We start from the raw sequence: 16135 nt of genomic DNA on the forward strand, positions 1-16135 counted from the left end.
CGGGAGAGGCTTGGCGGCTGCGGTCTATTGCCCAGGAGCCGGAGTGCCCCTGAATGCATTTACCGTTCGGTCCATCACCACTTGTTCGGCATTTCCGGAGTCCAGGACTGTATTCCGTACGGATGCCTTTTGCACCAACACGGTCGTTACGTCGAGCGATGTCGAATTCCCGATTGAAAGCAATGCGCTCACCTGTGTTGAAAAACAGGCGCTGTTTGGCGTATCGCTTCCGTCTTTTTGAGGTATTTCGGTGGTGGCCACAATGTGGTTGTTGGCTATGTAGTTTCCACTGCCGGAAACTACATTGATTATGACAGGCTTTGCTGCGGGAGGCTTGATATATTGAGTGTCAATGGTGTGCGAAATATGGTTCGCGATCAGCGAATTGTTGCTGCCGTCAATCTGCAGAAGTCCAAACAGATCATCCAAGCCATTGTCGTACTTCTGCATCGGCGCCCATGGCTCGCGATCTCGCAGAAAGTGATTTGAGGAGACCAAATTCTCGCAGCAGTTAGCAGCAAACACCAACATTCCGGGATAGAAGGAATGGAACCTATTTCCCGTGACCGAGGAACGCACCACGCCGGAGAAATGGACACTGCTTGCTCCTCGAGGAAATACGTTGTTCGAGGATACCAGAATGCCCGCGTAATTCTCGGCGTAAATTGAGTGTCCCCTATATCCGGCGCCGACAAAATTATTTGCTATTCTTGAGGCCTGCCCCATACCTTTCAGCTCGATACAGTTGCCGCACTCTGCGATGAAATTATTGTCTATCGCGAGCGCATCTGCATCATGAACAGTGACTCCATGCTCCAGGTAGATAAGGCCCATCCCGGTTATTCGAAATGAGTCATTGGCGCTGCCTACATAGATTCCCGTTTTGCCATTCCGGTATGTGTTTTCTGCGTCGTCTTGCCCCGAACCATCATCGATGAAGTGCAAGCCATCGATGCAAAAGTCAGCAAACTCCACAGAGCTTATACGAGGATTTCCGTTGCGCTTGACATAAAACGCGGCACCAGCAGCCTCACCGTCTGCGGCCTCTGGAGAAATGTCCACAAGGATCCGACTTCCGCCAGGCCACACCTCGTGCCAGTGGGCCAACTCGCCTACGGGTGTGTTGAAGCGGATGCTTGAAGACGTAAAACCATGACCAGAGCCAACGATTTTCAGATAGCTCACGTCTATAACGACTTGAGTGACGAGACGATAATCGCCTGGTGGTATGTAGATAACCGATCCAGGTTTTCCGCCGTCATTTACATCGACCACCGCTTGCCTGTTCTTGATATCCGCAATGATGTTATTGATAACAGCGCCAATATCCTCACGAGGATTGCCTGTTGGATACTTCGTGACGTCGTAACAGTTTTCGCTAACCATTGTCATGTCTCCTCGGACAACGAGGGTTAATCTTGTTTTTTTTGGCTGTGCCTTCACCAGATGCTGGTGCGGGTGCCCGGGTCAAAGAAGTGAAGTTCTTCGGCATCGACAGCGATGCGCGCGATGTCACCTGCTCGCACTGTGCTCTTTGGAGAAAAGCGGGCTACCGCAGCTTTTTCGTCGCCGATGTCAGCGATGGCGTCCGGGTCGCCAGCGTCCACCCATGGTGCATCGATATTCAGATGCACCATGGATTCAGAACCCAGTGCCTCAACAAGAGTGACCGGGGCCGAGATCTCGGCCGAAGAAGGCCGGATTGAAGCGTCGTTCATGTGCTCCGGCCGGATGCCGAGGAGGATTTGACGGTGAGACGCACCGTTGAGCGAGGGACGGCATTCGAAAACCCGGTCAGGAATTTCGAAACTGTTGCTGCCCAGGGTCACCGTCCTTCCATTCAGGACGGCCTCGTACAAGTTCATCGAGGGCGATCCGATAAAGGCCGCAACAAAGACGTTGTCAGGGCGACTGTACAGGTTCTGCGGTGTGTCGACTTGCTGCAGCACGCCGCCCTTCATGACAGCGACACGGTCACCCATCGTCATTGCCTCGACCTGATCGTGAGTGACGTAGATCGTGGTGACGTTGAGTTTTCTCTGGAGGCTGGCAATCTCGGCGCGCATCTGCACACGCAGTTTTGCATCGAGATTGGACAGCGGTTCATCCATCAGGAAGGCGGACGGCTGGCGGACGATCGCCCGACCCATGGCGACGCGCTGCCGCTGGCCGCCCGAGAGCAGCGCCGGTTTGCGGTCGAGCAGAGCCGTCAGTTCGAGGATGCGCGCGGCCTCATCCACGCGGCTGGCAATGTCGGATTTCGGCAACCCCGCCATCAGCAATGGAAAGGCGATGTTTTCGCGCACGGTCTTGTGCGGGTACAGCGCGTAAGACTGAAAGACCATGGCGATGTCGCGATCCTTGGGATCGACATGGTTGACGACCCTGTCCCCGATCCTGAGTTCGCCGCTCGAAATGCTCTCAAGGCCGGCGATCATCCGAAGCGCCGTCGATTTCCCACAACCCGAGGGACCGACAAACACCATGAACTCACCATCCCTGATGTTGAAACTCAGGTCGTGTAGCGCATGAAAGCTGTTGCCGTAGATCTTGTTGACGTTGCGCAGTTCTATACCGGCCATGTCTTAGCCTCCCTCATCCTTTTACAGCGCCGAAAGTCAGGCCGCCGACGATCTGCTTTTGAAGTGCGAGTGTTACGATGATGACGGGCAGTGAATAGAGCACGGCTGCCGCCGTCATCGCTCCCCAGGCAAGGCCATAGACGGAGTTGTATTCAGCAATGACGATCGGTGCCGTTTTGGTCGACTCTGACGTCAGCAGCAGTGCGTAGAGGAACTCGTTCCAGCTCGTGATGAAGGTAAAGAGCGCGGTGACGGCGATTCCGCCCGTCATGATCGGAAGAATGACCTTCAGAAAGGCCTGGAAACGGGTGCAGCCGTCCATGCGCGCCGCCTCTTCCAGATCCTTCGGAACACCTTCGAAGAAGGCGGCCATGAGAAGAAGCGCCAGAGGTACCGCGGCTGATGTGTGGGCGAGCACCAGACCGGGAATTGTATCCAGCAGACCGAGCGACTTCAGAAGCTGGAACAATGGCACGCCGAGCGACACCGAGGGCACCATGCGCGTGACCAGCGCGAAAAGCAGGAACAGGGTGGTGATCCGGCGCCGGTAGTGGGTCGCGACATAAGCGGCCGGAACCGCCACAGCGAGGGAAAGGGTGGTTGTCAGCACCGCCACCACCAGCGAGCTTGCGAAGGCCCGCGGCAGGGTCGACGATTGCAGGACATCGCGAAAATTCTCGAAAGAGATCACGACGGGAAAGAAGCTCGGGGGAATCTGCTGGACATCCGCTGCCGGCTTGATCGACGTCATAAGCAGATAAACGTAAGGCAGCGCATAGGACATGACGAGGACGAGCGCGGCGGCATTGATGACGATGCCGTTGAGATTGAGACGGCGCGCACTACGCATGGACCGGCCTCCATATCTTCCAATAGGCAGCGGCGGCCAGAAGCATCATGACGATCAGAAACAGCGTGCCGGAGGCCGAGGCCTCGCCGAGATCGCCGAAGCGCACCATGCGCTGATAGATGTTCATCGAAAACACCTCAGAAGCGTGGTTGGGGCCACCTTGCGTCTGGATCCAGATGAGGTCGAAGGTCTTGGCCGCATCCACCCCACGCACGATGACGACGACGGCGATCACCGGGCGCATCAGCGGCAGCGTGACATGCCAGAAGCGCTTGAACGCGTTCGCGCCGTCGATCCGCGCCGCCTCGAGCAGGTCTTTGGGAATGTTTGTCAATCCGGCATAGGAGACGAGGGCGACAAAGGATGTCGTCAGCCAGATATCGGCGAAAGAGACGGAATAGATGACGATATCTTCGTCGGACAACCAGGCAATCGCATCGGAATCGCTGATGACGCCCAGATGGACGAGCCCGTAGTTCAGGATGCCGATGTTCCCGACCAGGAGAAAGCGCCATAAGAGGCCGGCGACTATGGGCGGTACCATCAATGGCAGCGTGAAGATCGTGCGGTGCCAGCGCGACTGACCGGGGAGCGCCGTGAACAGCAGCGCGGCGCAGAAACCGAAGGTAAATTCGAAGAACAGCGCAAAGATCGAATACTGGATTGTTCTGAATGCGCTTTCGGCGACGCGCTTCGAAGTTAGCGCGTCGATATAGTTCTTGAGCCCGATCCACTCTCGTATGTGGGGAGTAATGGTGTCGACCTTAAAAAAGGAATCGAACACCAAAAGCCCTACTGGGTATGCGACCAGCAAGCCAAGGATGGCGAGGGCTGGCGCAAGCATGCACAGCACGAATCGGTCTTCACCCGACATGGCGCTCTCCGAAAGCTGATGATGCGAGGAGGACCACCCGTCCTCCTCGCCGCCGAGGGACTAGTCGAGGATGTCTTCGATCGTTTCCTTGGCGTCCGTCAGGACCTTGCCGACATCCGCTTTGCACGTCAGGGCCTGCTGCACGGCTGGAAGAACCGCTTCGTCGACAATTTCCTGATATTTTTCGTTCATCGGACGGCCTTGCGTCGCAGGAGCACTCAACGTCTCAAGCAGCGGCGTGAAATGCTCATAACCGGGCTTGCTGGCATAGCCGTTATAGGCCGAGTTCGTCGCAGCCAATCCAAGCGGCGCTTCGATACCCAGGGCATTGTTGGCGATCGCGAAGGCTATGAACTTCTTGGCCGCGTCCTTGTGCTGGGAGGTCGACGGAACGACATTGTACCAAGGACCCGGAATTGCCGCGATTCCTGCATCGCCTGCGAGCATCGGGACGACGCCGACCTTTCCGCTGACCTTGGAATCGGCGGGCGTCATCTTGTAGGCGTGCGCCCAGAATTTCATCATCGCCGTCTTGCCTTGATAGAACAGGTTCTGAGCCTCGCCCCAGCCGATTTCGTTCACGTTTTCGGGCACGGAATGATCGATGCAGTGCGGCGCGATGTAGAATTCGAGCGCCTTCCTATGCGCTTCGTTGTCGATGATCACCTTCCCATCCTTGTCGAGGATCACACCTGGCGAGCCCGCCTGAAGCACATGCGCCATCCATTCTTCGGAGAAGCTGCCGATGGTGTCGGTGCCCCAAAAGTCGGTCTTGCCGTCACCATCTGTGTCTCGGGTGAAGAATGTTGCGATGTCGCGCCATTGCTGCCAAGTCTTCGGCGGGGCGAGGGGATAACCATATTTTGCCTGGAACGCTTTCTGTTCCTCCGGCTTGTCGAAGAGATCCTTGCGATAAAAAACAATTTCGGCATTGGCCCAAGCAGGCATGCCGATCAGTTTGTCACCGATCTTCGCGTCGGCAAGCAAGGCAGGCGGCAGGTCCTTGCGAACCGCATCGGTGAAAAGCGGCGCGAGATCTTCGACATGGCTTGCGAATTTTGCGTTCCACACGACGTCGATCGTTACCACATCGAACGCCGATGAGCCGGAGGCGATTTCGGCCGAAAACTTGTCGAAGACGCCCTGATAGGGAACGACGGTGAAGTCCACCTTGATACCGGTCTCGGCGGTGAACTTCTCTGCGGCTGCCTTCTGCAGCATTTCGCCGCCGCCTTCCACGAGGATATTGATGGTTTCGGCCTTGGCGGAGGCCGCAATGCAAACGAGCGCGAGCGCGCTGGCGCCAAGCAGTTTCTTCATGAATTCCTCCCTTGTTCCGCCGGAAGCACTTGCCTCAGGCTGTTCCATTGATGCAACCATAGGCGCGCTATGACGACGTTGTCAATTCAATTGTCGACGTTGTCAGAAAAATATGTCGACGTTGTCATGTCTGTGGTTTACAACAGACCCGCATCAGGAGAATTGGCGGACATGGTGAGCATCGTCAGCGTCGCGAAAGCGGCCGGGGTTTCGAATAAAACAGTCTCTCGCGTCATCAATGGCGAGCCCTACGTGACTGAGGAAACCCGGGAGAGGGTGGAAAAAGCCATTCGCGACCTCGGCTATATCCCGAATATGGCGGCGCGCCTCATACGATCCAGCCGCTCCAACACCTTCGGGATTATCACCGATTATGTTTCCACGACGCCTTATTCGGTTGATATTGTCCGCGGAATTCAGGATTGGGCCAATGCGAATGGGAAAACCATCCTGATAGCCAACACCGGTGGTTCTTCCGAGCGAGAGGTGGAAATCTGGAAAATGTTCCAGTCCCATCGCATCGATGGAGTCCTGTATGTAACCATGTACCGCCGCATCGTGGATCCGGAGACCGGCGATGTCAGCATTCCGACAGTGATGATAAATTGTCGGCCGCAAACAAGGGAGCTCCTGCCGTCTATCGAGCCCGATGATTATCAGGGCGCGCAAGATCTTACCCGCTACCTCCTTGAACGGGGTCATCGCAGAATCGGTTACATCCGGCTCAATCCGATCCTATTGGGAGCCGAACTGCGCCTGGAGGCATTTCGCCGAACGACAAGCGAATTCGGTCTAACAGAGAACGACCTCTCTATCAGCCTTGGCATGGACGGACCTGTTGGGGCAGAAAACAACTACGTCTTTGCGGCAGCGACCGAAATGCTCAAACAAGACGACCGTCCGACCGCGATCATGAGCGGCAACGACGAAATGGCGATTCAAATCTACATTGCCGCCATGGCACTGGGATTGCGGATTCCACAAGACGTCAGCATCGTCGGCTTTGACGATTTTCGAACAGTCACTATGGCGCTGAAGCCGGAGCTGACCACGGCCGCGTTACCCTATTACGATCTCGGCCGAGAGGGTGCGAAGTGGCTGAACGATTTGATAGCGGGCGAGAAGATTTATCCGGCCAGTCGGGTTGTCTCTTGCAAGCTGGTTGAACGTAGCTCTGTCGCCTTCGGCCCTCGTTAGGCGTCGAGAAGCTCAACTGCGTGAGTCGAATGATCACGTCTGATTTGAGCGTCGCCACAGCCGCACGGCGGGGGTGGGAAGTGGCTTCGGCTCAGCGGCGCAGGGCGCGCCAGCATTTGCTCTGATGACGTTTGACGCGACGCTTTCTCGAAGCCGCCTGAGAAAAGGAATGTGTATCCTTCATATTGGCGCCGGGGAAGGATCGCATTGGAGCGACCGCAGAGGTTGTTGGCACCGACCTTGCCATCGCGGCGGTCGAACGGGCGGAGTAGCGGACTGGAGCGCAAGAGTTATCCGCATCGCGCCACCGAAAGAGAAGATTCGCGCCTGACCTTCGGCAGTTTCGCCCACGTCCTTGTCGTCGGCATCGAGGTTCGACGAAGGAGAGGGCGCTTCTTGCAGACAGGGCGCGCCCCACGCCGGGGTTTACTCCGGTTTACCTAATCGCGGTGAACGCCTGGATGTGAGATACTGAATATGCGGCAGATCACCCGATCTGCCGATTGTTGAGGAGGATGTCCTATGCCACTGTTCATAATCACAGGGTGCTATTCAGCCGCGGCAGCGAAGGGAATGATCGCCGATCCATCGGACCGGGAAGCGGCGGCCCGTGCCATCATGGAAGCAGCAGGCGGGAAACAGCATTCTTTCTACGTCACGACCGGCGAAACCGACTGGATGGTAATCGCAGAATTCCCCGATGGTGTTGACCTGATCCCCGCGCTTCTTGTCGTCGGCGCATCGGGAGCAGTATCGAATATCAAAACCGTGCGAGCGTACACGGGTGCGGAATTCAAGGCCGCCCAAGAAAAGGCGGGCAAAATCGCATCCGCCTACAAAGCCCCGGCAAAATAAGCAGGCCACTCGTTGAATTACCTTTGGCAGCGGATGTGCGATCCGCTGCCGGTTCGTTCCGGCATCGCCTGACAGGCGGAGAGGTCAGGCATTCGGGCAGGAGAGTGCGTAAATCTCCCACGCCATCAAACGCCGGGAGAGTGACATTCCAACTTTGCAGAAACAGGACACTTTAACTTTGCGCTACAGGCTAATCTGGCGTAATCGATCGACTGGAAGTGGCTGTGTGCCAACGAACGGAAAAATCACCTATGCCAAGCACATAGCTGTTTCCGGCGAGGGATCTCCGGTTCGATTCCTTTCAACTGTACACTTCCCAAATTTTGTAGTTCCAGAGTTCGACCGGTGTCGGTCCGATAGTCGGTAGCGTTAGTTCTAAGTAGATGGATCGCGCGGTGTCTGCTTGCCACAGTACCTCAAGAAGTCGCCGAGCATGCCGAACGACTGGTTGATTGGATTTCAATGTTGGGCGCATCCTAAGTCAGCGGTCGTAAGATTCCTCAGATTTCCAACTAAAAGTTTCGCAAGTCGGCAAATCCGATCGGGCGCCTGTGAGAAATTGGCATGCCCAAATGCAAAATGCCGATCATGTCGTGATTGCACGCGCGTGGCACATTCAATATCAGCTTTTTGACGGCGGTCCCTCTGGATTGACTTATGGTGACCTCGAGTGGCAATTTTAGTTCTCTGACCTATCGTGATTTCAGTGATTTTGAGGAAAGTGATGGCTGGGCTTGATCGGTTTATCGAAATTCTGAGACTGTTCGACGAAGGCAAGCCAGATTGGACTATTCAGGAAATGGCGGATGCCGCGAAGGTGCCAGCTAGCACCGTCTACCGCACGGTTCGCGAATTGGTGGGGCAGGGTTTTCTCGATCCTTCAATCGAGGCAAATTATCGGCTGGGCGCCGCCTTCATCGAGTTCGATCGACGCCTGCGTCTTTGCGATCCGCTGATCCGCGAAGGTGAACCAGTTCTACGGGACGTCCTTGACGCGGCTCCCATCCCCCATGTCGTCGTGCTGGCACGGCTTTACCGTGACCAAGTGATCTGCGTCGCCGACGGCCGCACGCCGGGGGTAGATATTGCAACCAGCTATGAGCGCGGCCGGCCGATGCCCCTGTTGCGCGGTGCAACGTCCAAGGTGATCCTGGCGCAATTGCCCCGCGCCAGGCTCGGCAGGATCCTCAAGAACGAGGACGGTATTGGGGCAGCGTTGGACGACATCGCGACCGAACTCGTCGGCATTCGTCGACAGGGTTATGCAATTACGCGCGGTGAGGTCGATCACGGGCTCGTCGGCATCTCCGTGCCGCTATCCTGCCCCGAAGCGGCGATCAATGCGAGCATAAGTGTGATCGTCCGGGGCGCCGACAGCAGCGAAGCCATCGAGCGCCGACTGATCATGACACTTACGCCCGCCGCTGGCATGCTTGTCGGAAAGCTGCTGCCAAGACGAAACGCTTAATCTTATCTTGCAAATAACTGGTAATCTCAGCTACTTGATAGTTCACATTTATCGAAATATAATAATGTCATGAGGGTGATAGTTGGGCGGCCGTGGCCGCAACGGTCGCCGACCTGAAGTGAAAACGGACCGACCACGAACCCACCTGGAGCCTCCCATGACCGATATCCAATCCATTCCCCTCACCCGCATCGACGGCACGCCGACCCAGCTCGCCGACTACGACGGCAAGGTGCTGCTGATCGTCAATGTCGCCTCGAAATGCGGGCTGACGCCGCAATATGAGGGGCTGGAGGCGCTCTATCGCGCCAAGAACGGCGATGGCCTGGAAATCCTCGGTTTTCCGGCCAACAATTTCAAAGGGCAGGAGCCGGGCACCGAGGAAGAGATCGCCGCCTTCTGCTCGCTCACCTATGACGTCACCTTCCCGATGTTCTCGAAGGTTTCCGTCAAGGGCGACGACCAGCATCCACTCTACAAGGCGCTGACCAAGGCGCAGCCAGAGCCAGCAGGGGCAGAGGCCTTCCGCAAGCGCATGATCGATTCGGGGCTCGGCCCGGAAAAGCCGGAAGATGTGCTGTGGAACTTCGAGAAATTCCTCGTCTCGCGCGATGGCCAGGTGATCGGCCGCTATTCGCCGAACATGCCGGTGACAGATCCAGTGATCGCTCAGGACATCGATAAGGCGCTGGCCGGCTGAACGGTCTGAGCGCGCTTTTCCCTGACCAGATCAATCGACGCTCGGCCCGCCGCCGATACCTACCGACAGCCTGGATAATAGAGGCAAAGGCCCGAGGGAGGTCTGGATCCGCGGACCCTATGCGGCGATGATCCATGATTTCGCGGTGACGGAAAATTATGTGATCTTTCCGCTGATGCCGCTGACCGCCGACATCGACCAGATCAAGAGCGGCGGCCGGCATTTCCAGTGGCAGCCCGGGCTCGACCAGCTGTTCGGCGTGCTGCCGCGCAATGGCGAGGCGGCGGACGTCCGCTGGTTCACGGCGCCCAACGGCTTCCAGGGCCACACGCTCAACGCCTTTGACGACGGCCGCGGCCGGATCTATGTCGACATGCCGGTGACGTCGGGCAATATCTTCTACTTCTTCCCCCAGGCAGATGGACGCGTGCCGCTGCCGGAGACGCTGCAGATGACGCGCTGGACGTTTGACATGAACAAGACTGGCAACAGTCTCGAAGCCAGCCCGCTGACGGACTTCATGTGCGAGTTCCCGCGCGGCGACGACCGCTACATGGGCAAGCCCTACCGGCACGGTTTCGTCATCGGGTTCGATCCGACCCGACCATATGATTTCGAGAAGCTCGGCCCCCCCCGCCCTTCCAATTCATGAATATTCTGGCCCATGTCGATGTCACGACACGGAAGTCGAAGATCTTGTTCGGCGATCCCACAACCTCGTTTCAGGAGCTGATCTTCGTGCCGAAGTCGAAAGATGCCGCGGAAGGCGAGGGCTATGTGATCGCACTGGCCAATCTTCTTGCCGAAATGGCGACGGATCTTGTGGTCCTCGATGCCCAGCATCTCGACGAAGGACCGATCGCGACAGTGAAGCTGCCGTTCCGGCTGCGCATGTCGCTGCATGGCAACTGGGTTCCCGCTGCCGCCTGACGATGCCTACGGAGCAGACAACCGGCCCGGACATCGTTCCGGGCCGGTTGCTTTTTGTGCGATGGTTTGTGATTCTGCAATGAAAAATGAAAAAGCGACGTAAAACATATTGCATAATTATCAAAAAATGATAAAAAGGAAAAAACCAAATGGAGGAGGCGATGGCCCTTACTGCCGTCCGCGCGGGTGCTTATCTGCACCATGTCGCATTCGAAAGTTCTAATCCCCAACGCTTGGCCGAGTTCTATGCTGATGCCATGGACATGCAGCTGACCGCGTCCGGTGACGAGTGGATCTGCGAGGGACCGCAGCGCCGTTACGTCGTCCAGGCCGGCGAGGACAAGAAGCTCGCCTATGCCGGGCTTGCCTGCCGTGACCAAGATGGCGTGGCGGAGCTCAAGGCGCGCGCCATGAGTGAAGGTCTTAAAATCCTGCCGTCACCTTCACCCTTCTTCGAGGATGGCGCCTTTGCGGTGAAAGACCCTGACGGCCATCTTATATCCTTCGGGCTCGCCAAGCCCCAGGCCGCGGACTTCAAAGGCATCCGTGGTCCGACGCAGCATCTCACCTTTGCGTCGCTCGATGTCGAGGCGTTCCGTGATTTTTATCACGGCAAGCTCGGCTTCGCCCTGTCCGACCGCGTGCTGCACAAGGATGGGACGCTGGCGACGTGTTTTACCCGCTCCAACCACGAGCACCATACGATTGCCTGCTTCAAGTCCGACCGGACCGGCGTCGATCACCATTCGTATGAGGCGGGAGAATGGGACACAATCCGCGACTGGTGCGATCACCTCGCCAAGCGCAACATCCCGATCATGTGGGGTCCTGGCCGGCACGGACCAGGCAACAACCTGTTCATCTTTATCGAGGACCCCGACAAGAACTGGATCGAGATTTCCGCCGAGCTGGAAGTCATCCATGACCGCCCCGTCAAGGACTGGCCGCATGAGGCCCGCACCTTGAACCTCTGGGGCAAGGCGATTCTTCGTTCGTGATCGAGGCGGGACATCCCAATGCAGTTTCTAAGCTATACGCGTCTTGGCATCCCCGGTTTCGGGGTTCGGGTGGAAAACGGGATTGTCGACCTGACAGGCAAAATTAGGCCGGGCGTGACCAATCTCAGGCAAGCAATCCACGATAATTGCCTGGAGGAAGCGGCGGACTTTGCCGCCGGCCGTTATGCGGAATTCACAGAGGCCGACGTCACCCTGTTGCCCGTGATCCCCGATCCCGGAAAGATACTCTGCGTCGGGCTCAATTACGAAACCCACAGAGCCGAGACCAAGCGGCCGGATGCCAAATATCCGACCATCTTCACCCGCTTTGCCGATACGCAGGTCGCGCATCGCCAGCCTCTCCTCAAACCGCGTGTCTCCGACAGTCTCGATTTCGAGGCTGAGCTCGCGGTCGTCATCGGCCGCGGCGGGCGCTACATCGCCCAGAGTGCCGCAATGGACCATGTGGCGGGCTATGCCTGCTACAACGATGCTACTGTGCGTGACTGGCAGCGTCACACGTTTCAGTTCACGCCCGGCAAGAATTTTCCCTCAACCGGTGCCTTCGGCCCGCAATTGGTGACGCCCGACGAAGTCGGGGACTACATGAAGCTCCGGATCCTCGGCCGGCTCAACGGCGAGGTGATGCAGGAGGCGACGCTTGCCGACCTCATCTTCCCCATCGCGACGCTGATTTCCTACTGCTCGCAGTTCACGCCACTTCAGCCCGGCGACGTGATCCTGACCGGAACCCCCGGTGGGGTCGGCGATCGCCGCGAGCCGCCGCTTTACATGAAGGCGGGCGACATCTTCGAGGTGGAGATTCCCGGCGTCGGACGGCTGACGAATCCGATTGTGGTCGAGCCTTGAAAGCCCGGCACGATAAAGGGCGGCCGGACAGCCCGTGAGAGAAGCATGCAGCAGGAGAGGAGAAGCAGATGGAGATGAGGGAGGACGGATTGCACGCCGATGTCGTGATTGTCGGCGCCGGCCCGACGGGTCTGACGCTTGCCAACCTTCTCGGCGGCATGAACGTTTCCGTCGTTCTGATCGAACGAAACATGACGACGGTACAGGAACCCCGCGCCGTCTCCATCGACGACGAATCAATGCGCACGATGCAGGCCATCGGTCTCTCCGACGATGTGGAGCGCATCGTGGCACGCGGCTACGGCTCGCGATACCTTTCGCCATCGCGCCGCAACTTCCTGACCGTCGAGCCGACCTCGCGGGACTATGGCTTCGACAAGCGCAATGCCTTCCAGCAACCGGAACTCGAACAGGTTCTCAGGAACGGCTTAGGTCGTTTCCCCCATATCCGCCAGATGTTCGGGTGGGAGATGCAGAATTTCAGCCAACATGCGGCATCCGTCACGGTCGATATTCGCGAAAGCGGCGGTCGCGAGGCGAAAATCACCGGTCGGTTCATGGTCGCCTGCGACGGGGGACGATCATCGACACGAAGCGGTCTCGGCCTGGAGCTTGCCGGCTCCACATTCGCTGAGCGTTGGTTGATCGTCGACCTCGTCAGGACCGAAAACCGCTTCCGCCACACCGAGGTCCATTGCGATCCCGCTCGGCCCTGCATTTCTCTGCCGGGGCCTGACAATATCCGGCGCTACGAGTTCATGCTGCAAAAGGGCGAGGACGAGGAGATTGCGAATGACGAGGCGTTCGTACGCAACCTCCTCTCACGGGTCGGTCCGGACCGCAATGCCGAATTCCGTCGAGTGCGGGTCTATACGTTCCATGCCAGAATGGCGACGAGCTGGCGGCGGGGCAACATCTTCCTCGCCGGCGATGCCGCGCATCTGACCCCGCCTTTCGCCGGCCAGGGAATGAACAGCGGCCTGCGCGACGCCCAGAACCTCGGCTGGAAGCTGGCCGAAGCCGTCGCCGGAAAGGTCGACGACGCTTTTCTCGACAGCTACGAGATCGAACGCAAGCCGCATGCCTGGGAGATGATCAATCTTGCGCTGCGCATGGGCCAGGTGATGATGCCGGAAAATAGCGTCAAGGCGGCACTCACGCGGGCTGCCTTCGGCGCGCTCGGCCTCTATCCGCCCGCCCGTGACTATTTTGCCCAGATGCGCTACAAGCCCAAACCTCGCTTCCGGCAGGGGCTGCTGTTTCCCGATGGAAAGCCGGAGAGCCAGACCATGGTCGGCCGGCTCATCCCCCAGCCTGTCGTCGAGGGCACCGATCGCGTCCGCTCCCTGCTCGATGGGCTGCTGCCCGACCAGCCGGCGGTGGTTGTCTTTGACGAGTTCCCGGACCGGGTCGTGCCGGCGGCCGCCCTGTCGAAACTCGCAGGCGCCGGTGCCGTCGTCGTCGGTCTGACGCCGGAATGGATGAACCCGGTCGATGGCGCCTTCCCGGTCTATCGCGAGGTCTCGCGGCTGTTCAGTACACCGCAGCTCGAAAACTATCTCGGACATGCCTTTTTGCTGCGGCGCGACCGCTACATCGCCTCAATTGTGCCAGTTGCCGCACTCGAGAGCTTACTGCCCGCCATTGCCGCGATTGCGACGCCGCGTCCGGCACCCAACCCGAACCCGGCACTGGCCGAGGCTTCATGATGGAATAAAGGGCCGCGGAGGAGGGCCGGAATGAACATGGAAATCCAGAGTGACAAGATCACGCTGAATGGCGGCCAGGCCCTGGTGCGTATCCTCAAATCCTGCGGCATTGAGAATGTCTATGGCGTCGTGGGCGGTGCATTCGGGCCATTCCTGGCGGCGCTCAGCAAGGATAATTCCATGCGCTATGTAGGTGCGCGTCATGAGGCTGCCGGCGCCTTCATGGCGGCGGCGGAATTCTACTCCACCGGCCGCATCGCCGTGTGCCTGGGCGAACAGGGTCCAGGTGGGCTCAACCTGCTTTCGGGGCTCGGCGTTGCCTACAACAACAATCTCGCGCTCCTTGCGATTACCACCAACATTTCGCTGATCAGCGCTTATCCGCATGAGGGCAAGCTGATGGATGCCGACCACAAGCGGCTGTTCGAGGGACTCACCGGCTGGAACGCGACGATCAACGATGTCTCACGCCTGCCCGCGCTGGTACGGCGCGCACTGCGTAATGCGTTGACCGGCTGCCCGACGCCCGTTCATCTTGACATACCGATGGACGTGCTGGTCGAAGATCATCACTTCGACATCGCTGAGCTCGACATGCCGCTGTCGCGCTTCCTGCCTGCGGGAAGGCGGCCGGCAGACGCTGCCTCTGTGATGGAAGCGGCGCGCTTGCTCGCGACAGCTGAACGCCCGCTGGTAATCGCCGGCGCAGGCGTCTCGCATTCCGGCGGACAGCCGGAGCTGATGGCGGTGACCGAACTGCTCGGCGCGGCAGCCACCTCTACCATGACCGGCGCCGGCTCCGTCCCGAGTACCTATGCGGGCTTCGTCGGCTGTGGCGGTGTGATCGGCGGACCGGTCATCGCCCAGGCGATGCGCGAGGCCGACGTGGTGCTCGCGGTCGGCTGCAAATTCTCCTCCTATCTCTGGGAGACGAGCCGGCCGGTCGTGAAGGGCTGGCCGCGGCAGCAGTTGATCCAGATCGACATCGATCCGGTACGGCTCGGCCAGGCGGCGCCGCTCGCGCTTGGACTGCTGGGTGACGCCCGAGTGGTACTCACGCAGCTACGCGAAGCGCTCGAAAGACAGAAAATATCCAGCGCACCCAAGCCATGGGTCGCGGGCCTGTCGGATGCCTTCCGGACGTATCTCGACGCGCTTGGCCGCGCGCAGGCGCATATGGATGGCGGGGCAATCCATCCGGCGGCATTGGCCAGGACTATTGGGGGCTTGCTAGGCGAGAACGGGCTTGTGGTCCTCGACGGTGGTCACACATGCTTCTGGGGCAACGCGCTGACACCCGCGGCCAAAACCCGTACGCGCTTCAACGATGCGTGCATGGCCCAGCTCGGCTTCGGTCTGCCCTTCGCCATCGCGCTCAAGCATCTCCATCCGCAGGAGCTGGTGGTCAACATTACCGGCGACGGCTCCTTCGGCTTCACGCTCTCAGAGCTCGATACGGCGCGGCGCCACGGCCTGCCCGTCATCAGCATCATCCACAACAACGCCGGCTGGGGCATCATCGACTTCGGCCAGAAGCTGGGCGGTTACCAGATCGGTGGCGAGCTGTCCGGCACCGACTATGCCGAGATCGCCAAGGGGTTTGGCTGCTTCGGCGAGGTCGTCACCGATCTCGATGAATTCCCGGCGGCATTCGCGCGCGCCGTGGCGTCAAACCTGCCGGCGGTCCTCGATGTCAGGGTCGGATTTGTTCCGCATCCGCAGATGCCGGCCTTCGGCCGGATCGGCCTGGCGCAGCCGCGCCATCGCGGCGAAGGAGCGTGA

General features: G+C 58.8%; 15 protein-coding genes. 10 read left to right on the forward strand and 5 right to left on the reverse strand.

From position 1 onward, the window contains the following. Positions 1-24: 24 nt before the first annotated feature. Genes GGD53_RS22605 through GGD53_RS22625 form a run of 5 tightly spaced genes read right to left on the reverse strand, consistent with a single transcriptional unit; the run spans position 25 to position 5626 of the window. Positions 25-1386, reverse strand: coding sequence for a NosD domain-containing protein (locus tag GGD53_RS22605; protein ID WP_184459092.1), 1362 nt, complete (start codon positions 1384-1386; stop codon positions 25-27). Between the two features lie 53 nt (positions 1387-1439). Then, entirely contained in the window at positions 1440-2582 is a 1143-nt protein-coding gene (locus GGD53_RS22610; protein WP_184459093.1) for an ABC transporter ATP-binding protein, read from the reverse strand. Between the two features lie 13 nt (positions 2583-2595). Then, positions 2596-3432, reverse strand: a complete 837-nt coding sequence (locus tag GGD53_RS22615) for a carbohydrate ABC transporter permease (protein WP_184459094.1) — start codon at positions 3430-3432, stop codon at positions 2596-2598. After that, on the reverse strand, positions 3425-4306 hold the full coding sequence (locus GGD53_RS22620) for a carbohydrate ABC transporter permease (protein WP_184459095.1): 882 nt from the start codon (positions 4304-4306) through the stop codon (positions 3425-3427). Before GGD53_RS22620 ends, GGD53_RS22615 begins: the two co-directional genes overlap by 8 nt. Before the next feature lie 60 nt (positions 4307-4366). Then, positions 4367-5626: an ABC transporter substrate-binding protein gene (locus tag GGD53_RS22625; protein ID WP_184459096.1), complete on the reverse strand. Its 1260-nt coding sequence runs from the start codon at positions 5624-5626 to the stop codon at positions 4367-4369. 171 nt (positions 5627-5797) lie between these two features. Between GGD53_RS22625 and GGD53_RS22630 the strand changes: the two genes are divergently transcribed. From GGD53_RS22630 to GGD53_RS22670, 10 genes are all read left to right on the forward strand, one after another. Next, positions 5798-6823, forward strand: coding sequence for a LacI family DNA-binding transcriptional regulator (locus GGD53_RS22630; protein WP_184459097.1), 1026 nt, complete (start codon positions 5798-5800; stop codon positions 6821-6823). A 522-nt stretch (positions 6824-7345) separates the two neighbouring features. Beyond that, on the forward strand, positions 7346-7678 hold the full coding sequence (locus GGD53_RS22635; RefSeq protein WP_064695711.1) for a GYD domain-containing protein: 333 nt from the start codon (positions 7346-7348) through the stop codon (positions 7676-7678). A gap of 724 nt (positions 7679-8402) precedes the next feature. Continuing rightward, positions 8403-9146: an IclR family transcriptional regulator gene (locus tag GGD53_RS22640; RefSeq protein WP_184459098.1), complete on the forward strand. Its 744-nt coding sequence runs from the start codon at positions 8403-8405 to the stop codon at positions 9144-9146. Positions 9147-9303: 157 nt separating this feature from the next. Further along, the gene (locus GGD53_RS22645) at positions 9304-9846 is read left to right on the forward strand and encodes a glutathione peroxidase (RefSeq protein WP_184459099.1); all 543 of its coding nucleotides are present in this window, start codon (positions 9304-9306) and stop codon (positions 9844-9846) included. A gap of 127 nt (positions 9847-9973) precedes the next feature. Then, positions 9974-10498, forward strand: coding sequence for a carotenoid oxygenase family protein (locus tag GGD53_RS22650; protein ID WP_210303310.1), 525 nt, complete (start codon positions 9974-9976; stop codon positions 10496-10498). After that, positions 10495-10776, forward strand: a complete 282-nt coding sequence (locus GGD53_RS32195; RefSeq protein ID WP_210303311.1) for a carotenoid oxygenase family protein — start codon at positions 10495-10497, stop codon at positions 10774-10776. The genes GGD53_RS22650 and GGD53_RS32195 overlap by 4 nt, the downstream gene beginning before the upstream one ends. 161 nt (positions 10777-10937) lie before the next feature. Further along, positions 10938-11774, forward strand: a complete 837-nt coding sequence (locus GGD53_RS22655) for a VOC family protein (protein WP_184459100.1) — start codon at positions 10938-10940, stop codon at positions 11772-11774. 18 nt (positions 11775-11792) lie between these two features. Continuing rightward, positions 11793-12644: a fumarylacetoacetate hydrolase family protein gene (locus tag GGD53_RS22660; RefSeq protein ID WP_184459101.1), complete on the forward strand. Its 852-nt coding sequence runs from the start codon at positions 11793-11795 to the stop codon at positions 12642-12644. A gap of 74 nt (positions 12645-12718) precedes the next feature. Next, a complete protein-coding gene (locus GGD53_RS22665; RefSeq protein ID WP_432443425.1) occupies positions 12719-14353 on the forward strand; it encodes a bifunctional 3-(3-hydroxy-phenyl)propionate/3-hydroxycinnamic acid hydroxylase in 1635 nt (544 codons plus the stop codon). 30 nt (positions 14354-14383) lie between these two features. Further along, positions 14384-16135, forward strand: coding sequence for a thiamine pyrophosphate-binding protein (locus tag GGD53_RS22670; protein ID WP_184459103.1), 1752 nt, complete (start codon positions 14384-14386; stop codon positions 16133-16135).

The sequence above is a fragment of the Rhizobium aethiopicum genome, from assembly GCF_014197535.1.
Taxonomy (GTDB): Bacteria; Pseudomonadota; Alphaproteobacteria; order Rhizobiales; family Rhizobiaceae; genus Rhizobium; species Rhizobium aethiopicum_A.

Excerpts from the sequence above, each read along its gene's own strand:
- GGD53_RS22605 (WP_184459092.1), bottom strand. The coding sequence starts at position 1,386 with ATGGTTAGCGAAAACTGTTACGACGTCACGAAGTATCCAACAGGCAAT.
- GGD53_RS22610 (WP_184459093.1), bottom strand. The coding sequence starts at position 2,582 with ATGGCCGGTATAGAACTGCGCAACGTCAACAAGATCTACGGCAACAGC.
- GGD53_RS22615 (WP_184459094.1), bottom strand. The coding sequence starts at position 3,432 with ATGCGTAGTGCGCGCCGTCTCAATCTCAACGGCATCGTCATCAATGCC.
- GGD53_RS22620 (WP_184459095.1), bottom strand. The coding sequence starts at position 4,306 with ATGTCGGGTGAAGACCGATTCGTGCTGTGCATGCTTGCGCCAGCCCTC.
- GGD53_RS22625 (WP_184459096.1), bottom strand. The coding sequence starts at position 5,626 with ATGAAGAAACTGCTTGGCGCCAGCGCGCTCGCGCTCGTTTGCATTGCG.
- GGD53_RS22630 (WP_184459097.1), top strand. The coding sequence starts at position 5,798 with ATGGTGAGCATCGTCAGCGTCGCGAAAGCGGCCGGGGTTTCGAATAAA.
- GGD53_RS22635 (WP_064695711.1), top strand. The coding sequence starts at position 7,346 with ATGCCACTGTTCATAATCACAGGGTGCTATTCAGCCGCGGCAGCGAAG.
- GGD53_RS22640 (WP_184459098.1), top strand. The coding sequence starts at position 8,403 with ATGGCTGGGCTTGATCGGTTTATCGAAATTCTGAGACTGTTCGACGAA.
- GGD53_RS22645 (WP_184459099.1), top strand. The coding sequence starts at position 9,304 with ATGACCGATATCCAATCCATTCCCCTCACCCGCATCGACGGCACGCCG.
- GGD53_RS22650 (WP_210303310.1), top strand. The coding sequence starts at position 9,974 with ATGATCCATGATTTCGCGGTGACGGAAAATTATGTGATCTTTCCGCTG.
- GGD53_RS32195 (WP_210303311.1), top strand. The coding sequence starts at position 10,495 with ATGAATATTCTGGCCCATGTCGATGTCACGACACGGAAGTCGAAGATC.
- GGD53_RS22655 (WP_184459100.1), top strand. The coding sequence starts at position 10,938 with ATGGCCCTTACTGCCGTCCGCGCGGGTGCTTATCTGCACCATGTCGCA.
- GGD53_RS22660 (WP_184459101.1), top strand. The coding sequence starts at position 11,793 with ATGCAGTTTCTAAGCTATACGCGTCTTGGCATCCCCGGTTTCGGGGTT.
- GGD53_RS22665 (WP_432443425.1), top strand. The coding sequence starts at position 12,719 with ATGAGGGAGGACGGATTGCACGCCGATGTCGTGATTGTCGGCGCCGGC.
- GGD53_RS22670 (WP_184459103.1), top strand. The coding sequence starts at position 14,384 with ATGAACATGGAAATCCAGAGTGACAAGATCACGCTGAATGGCGGCCAG.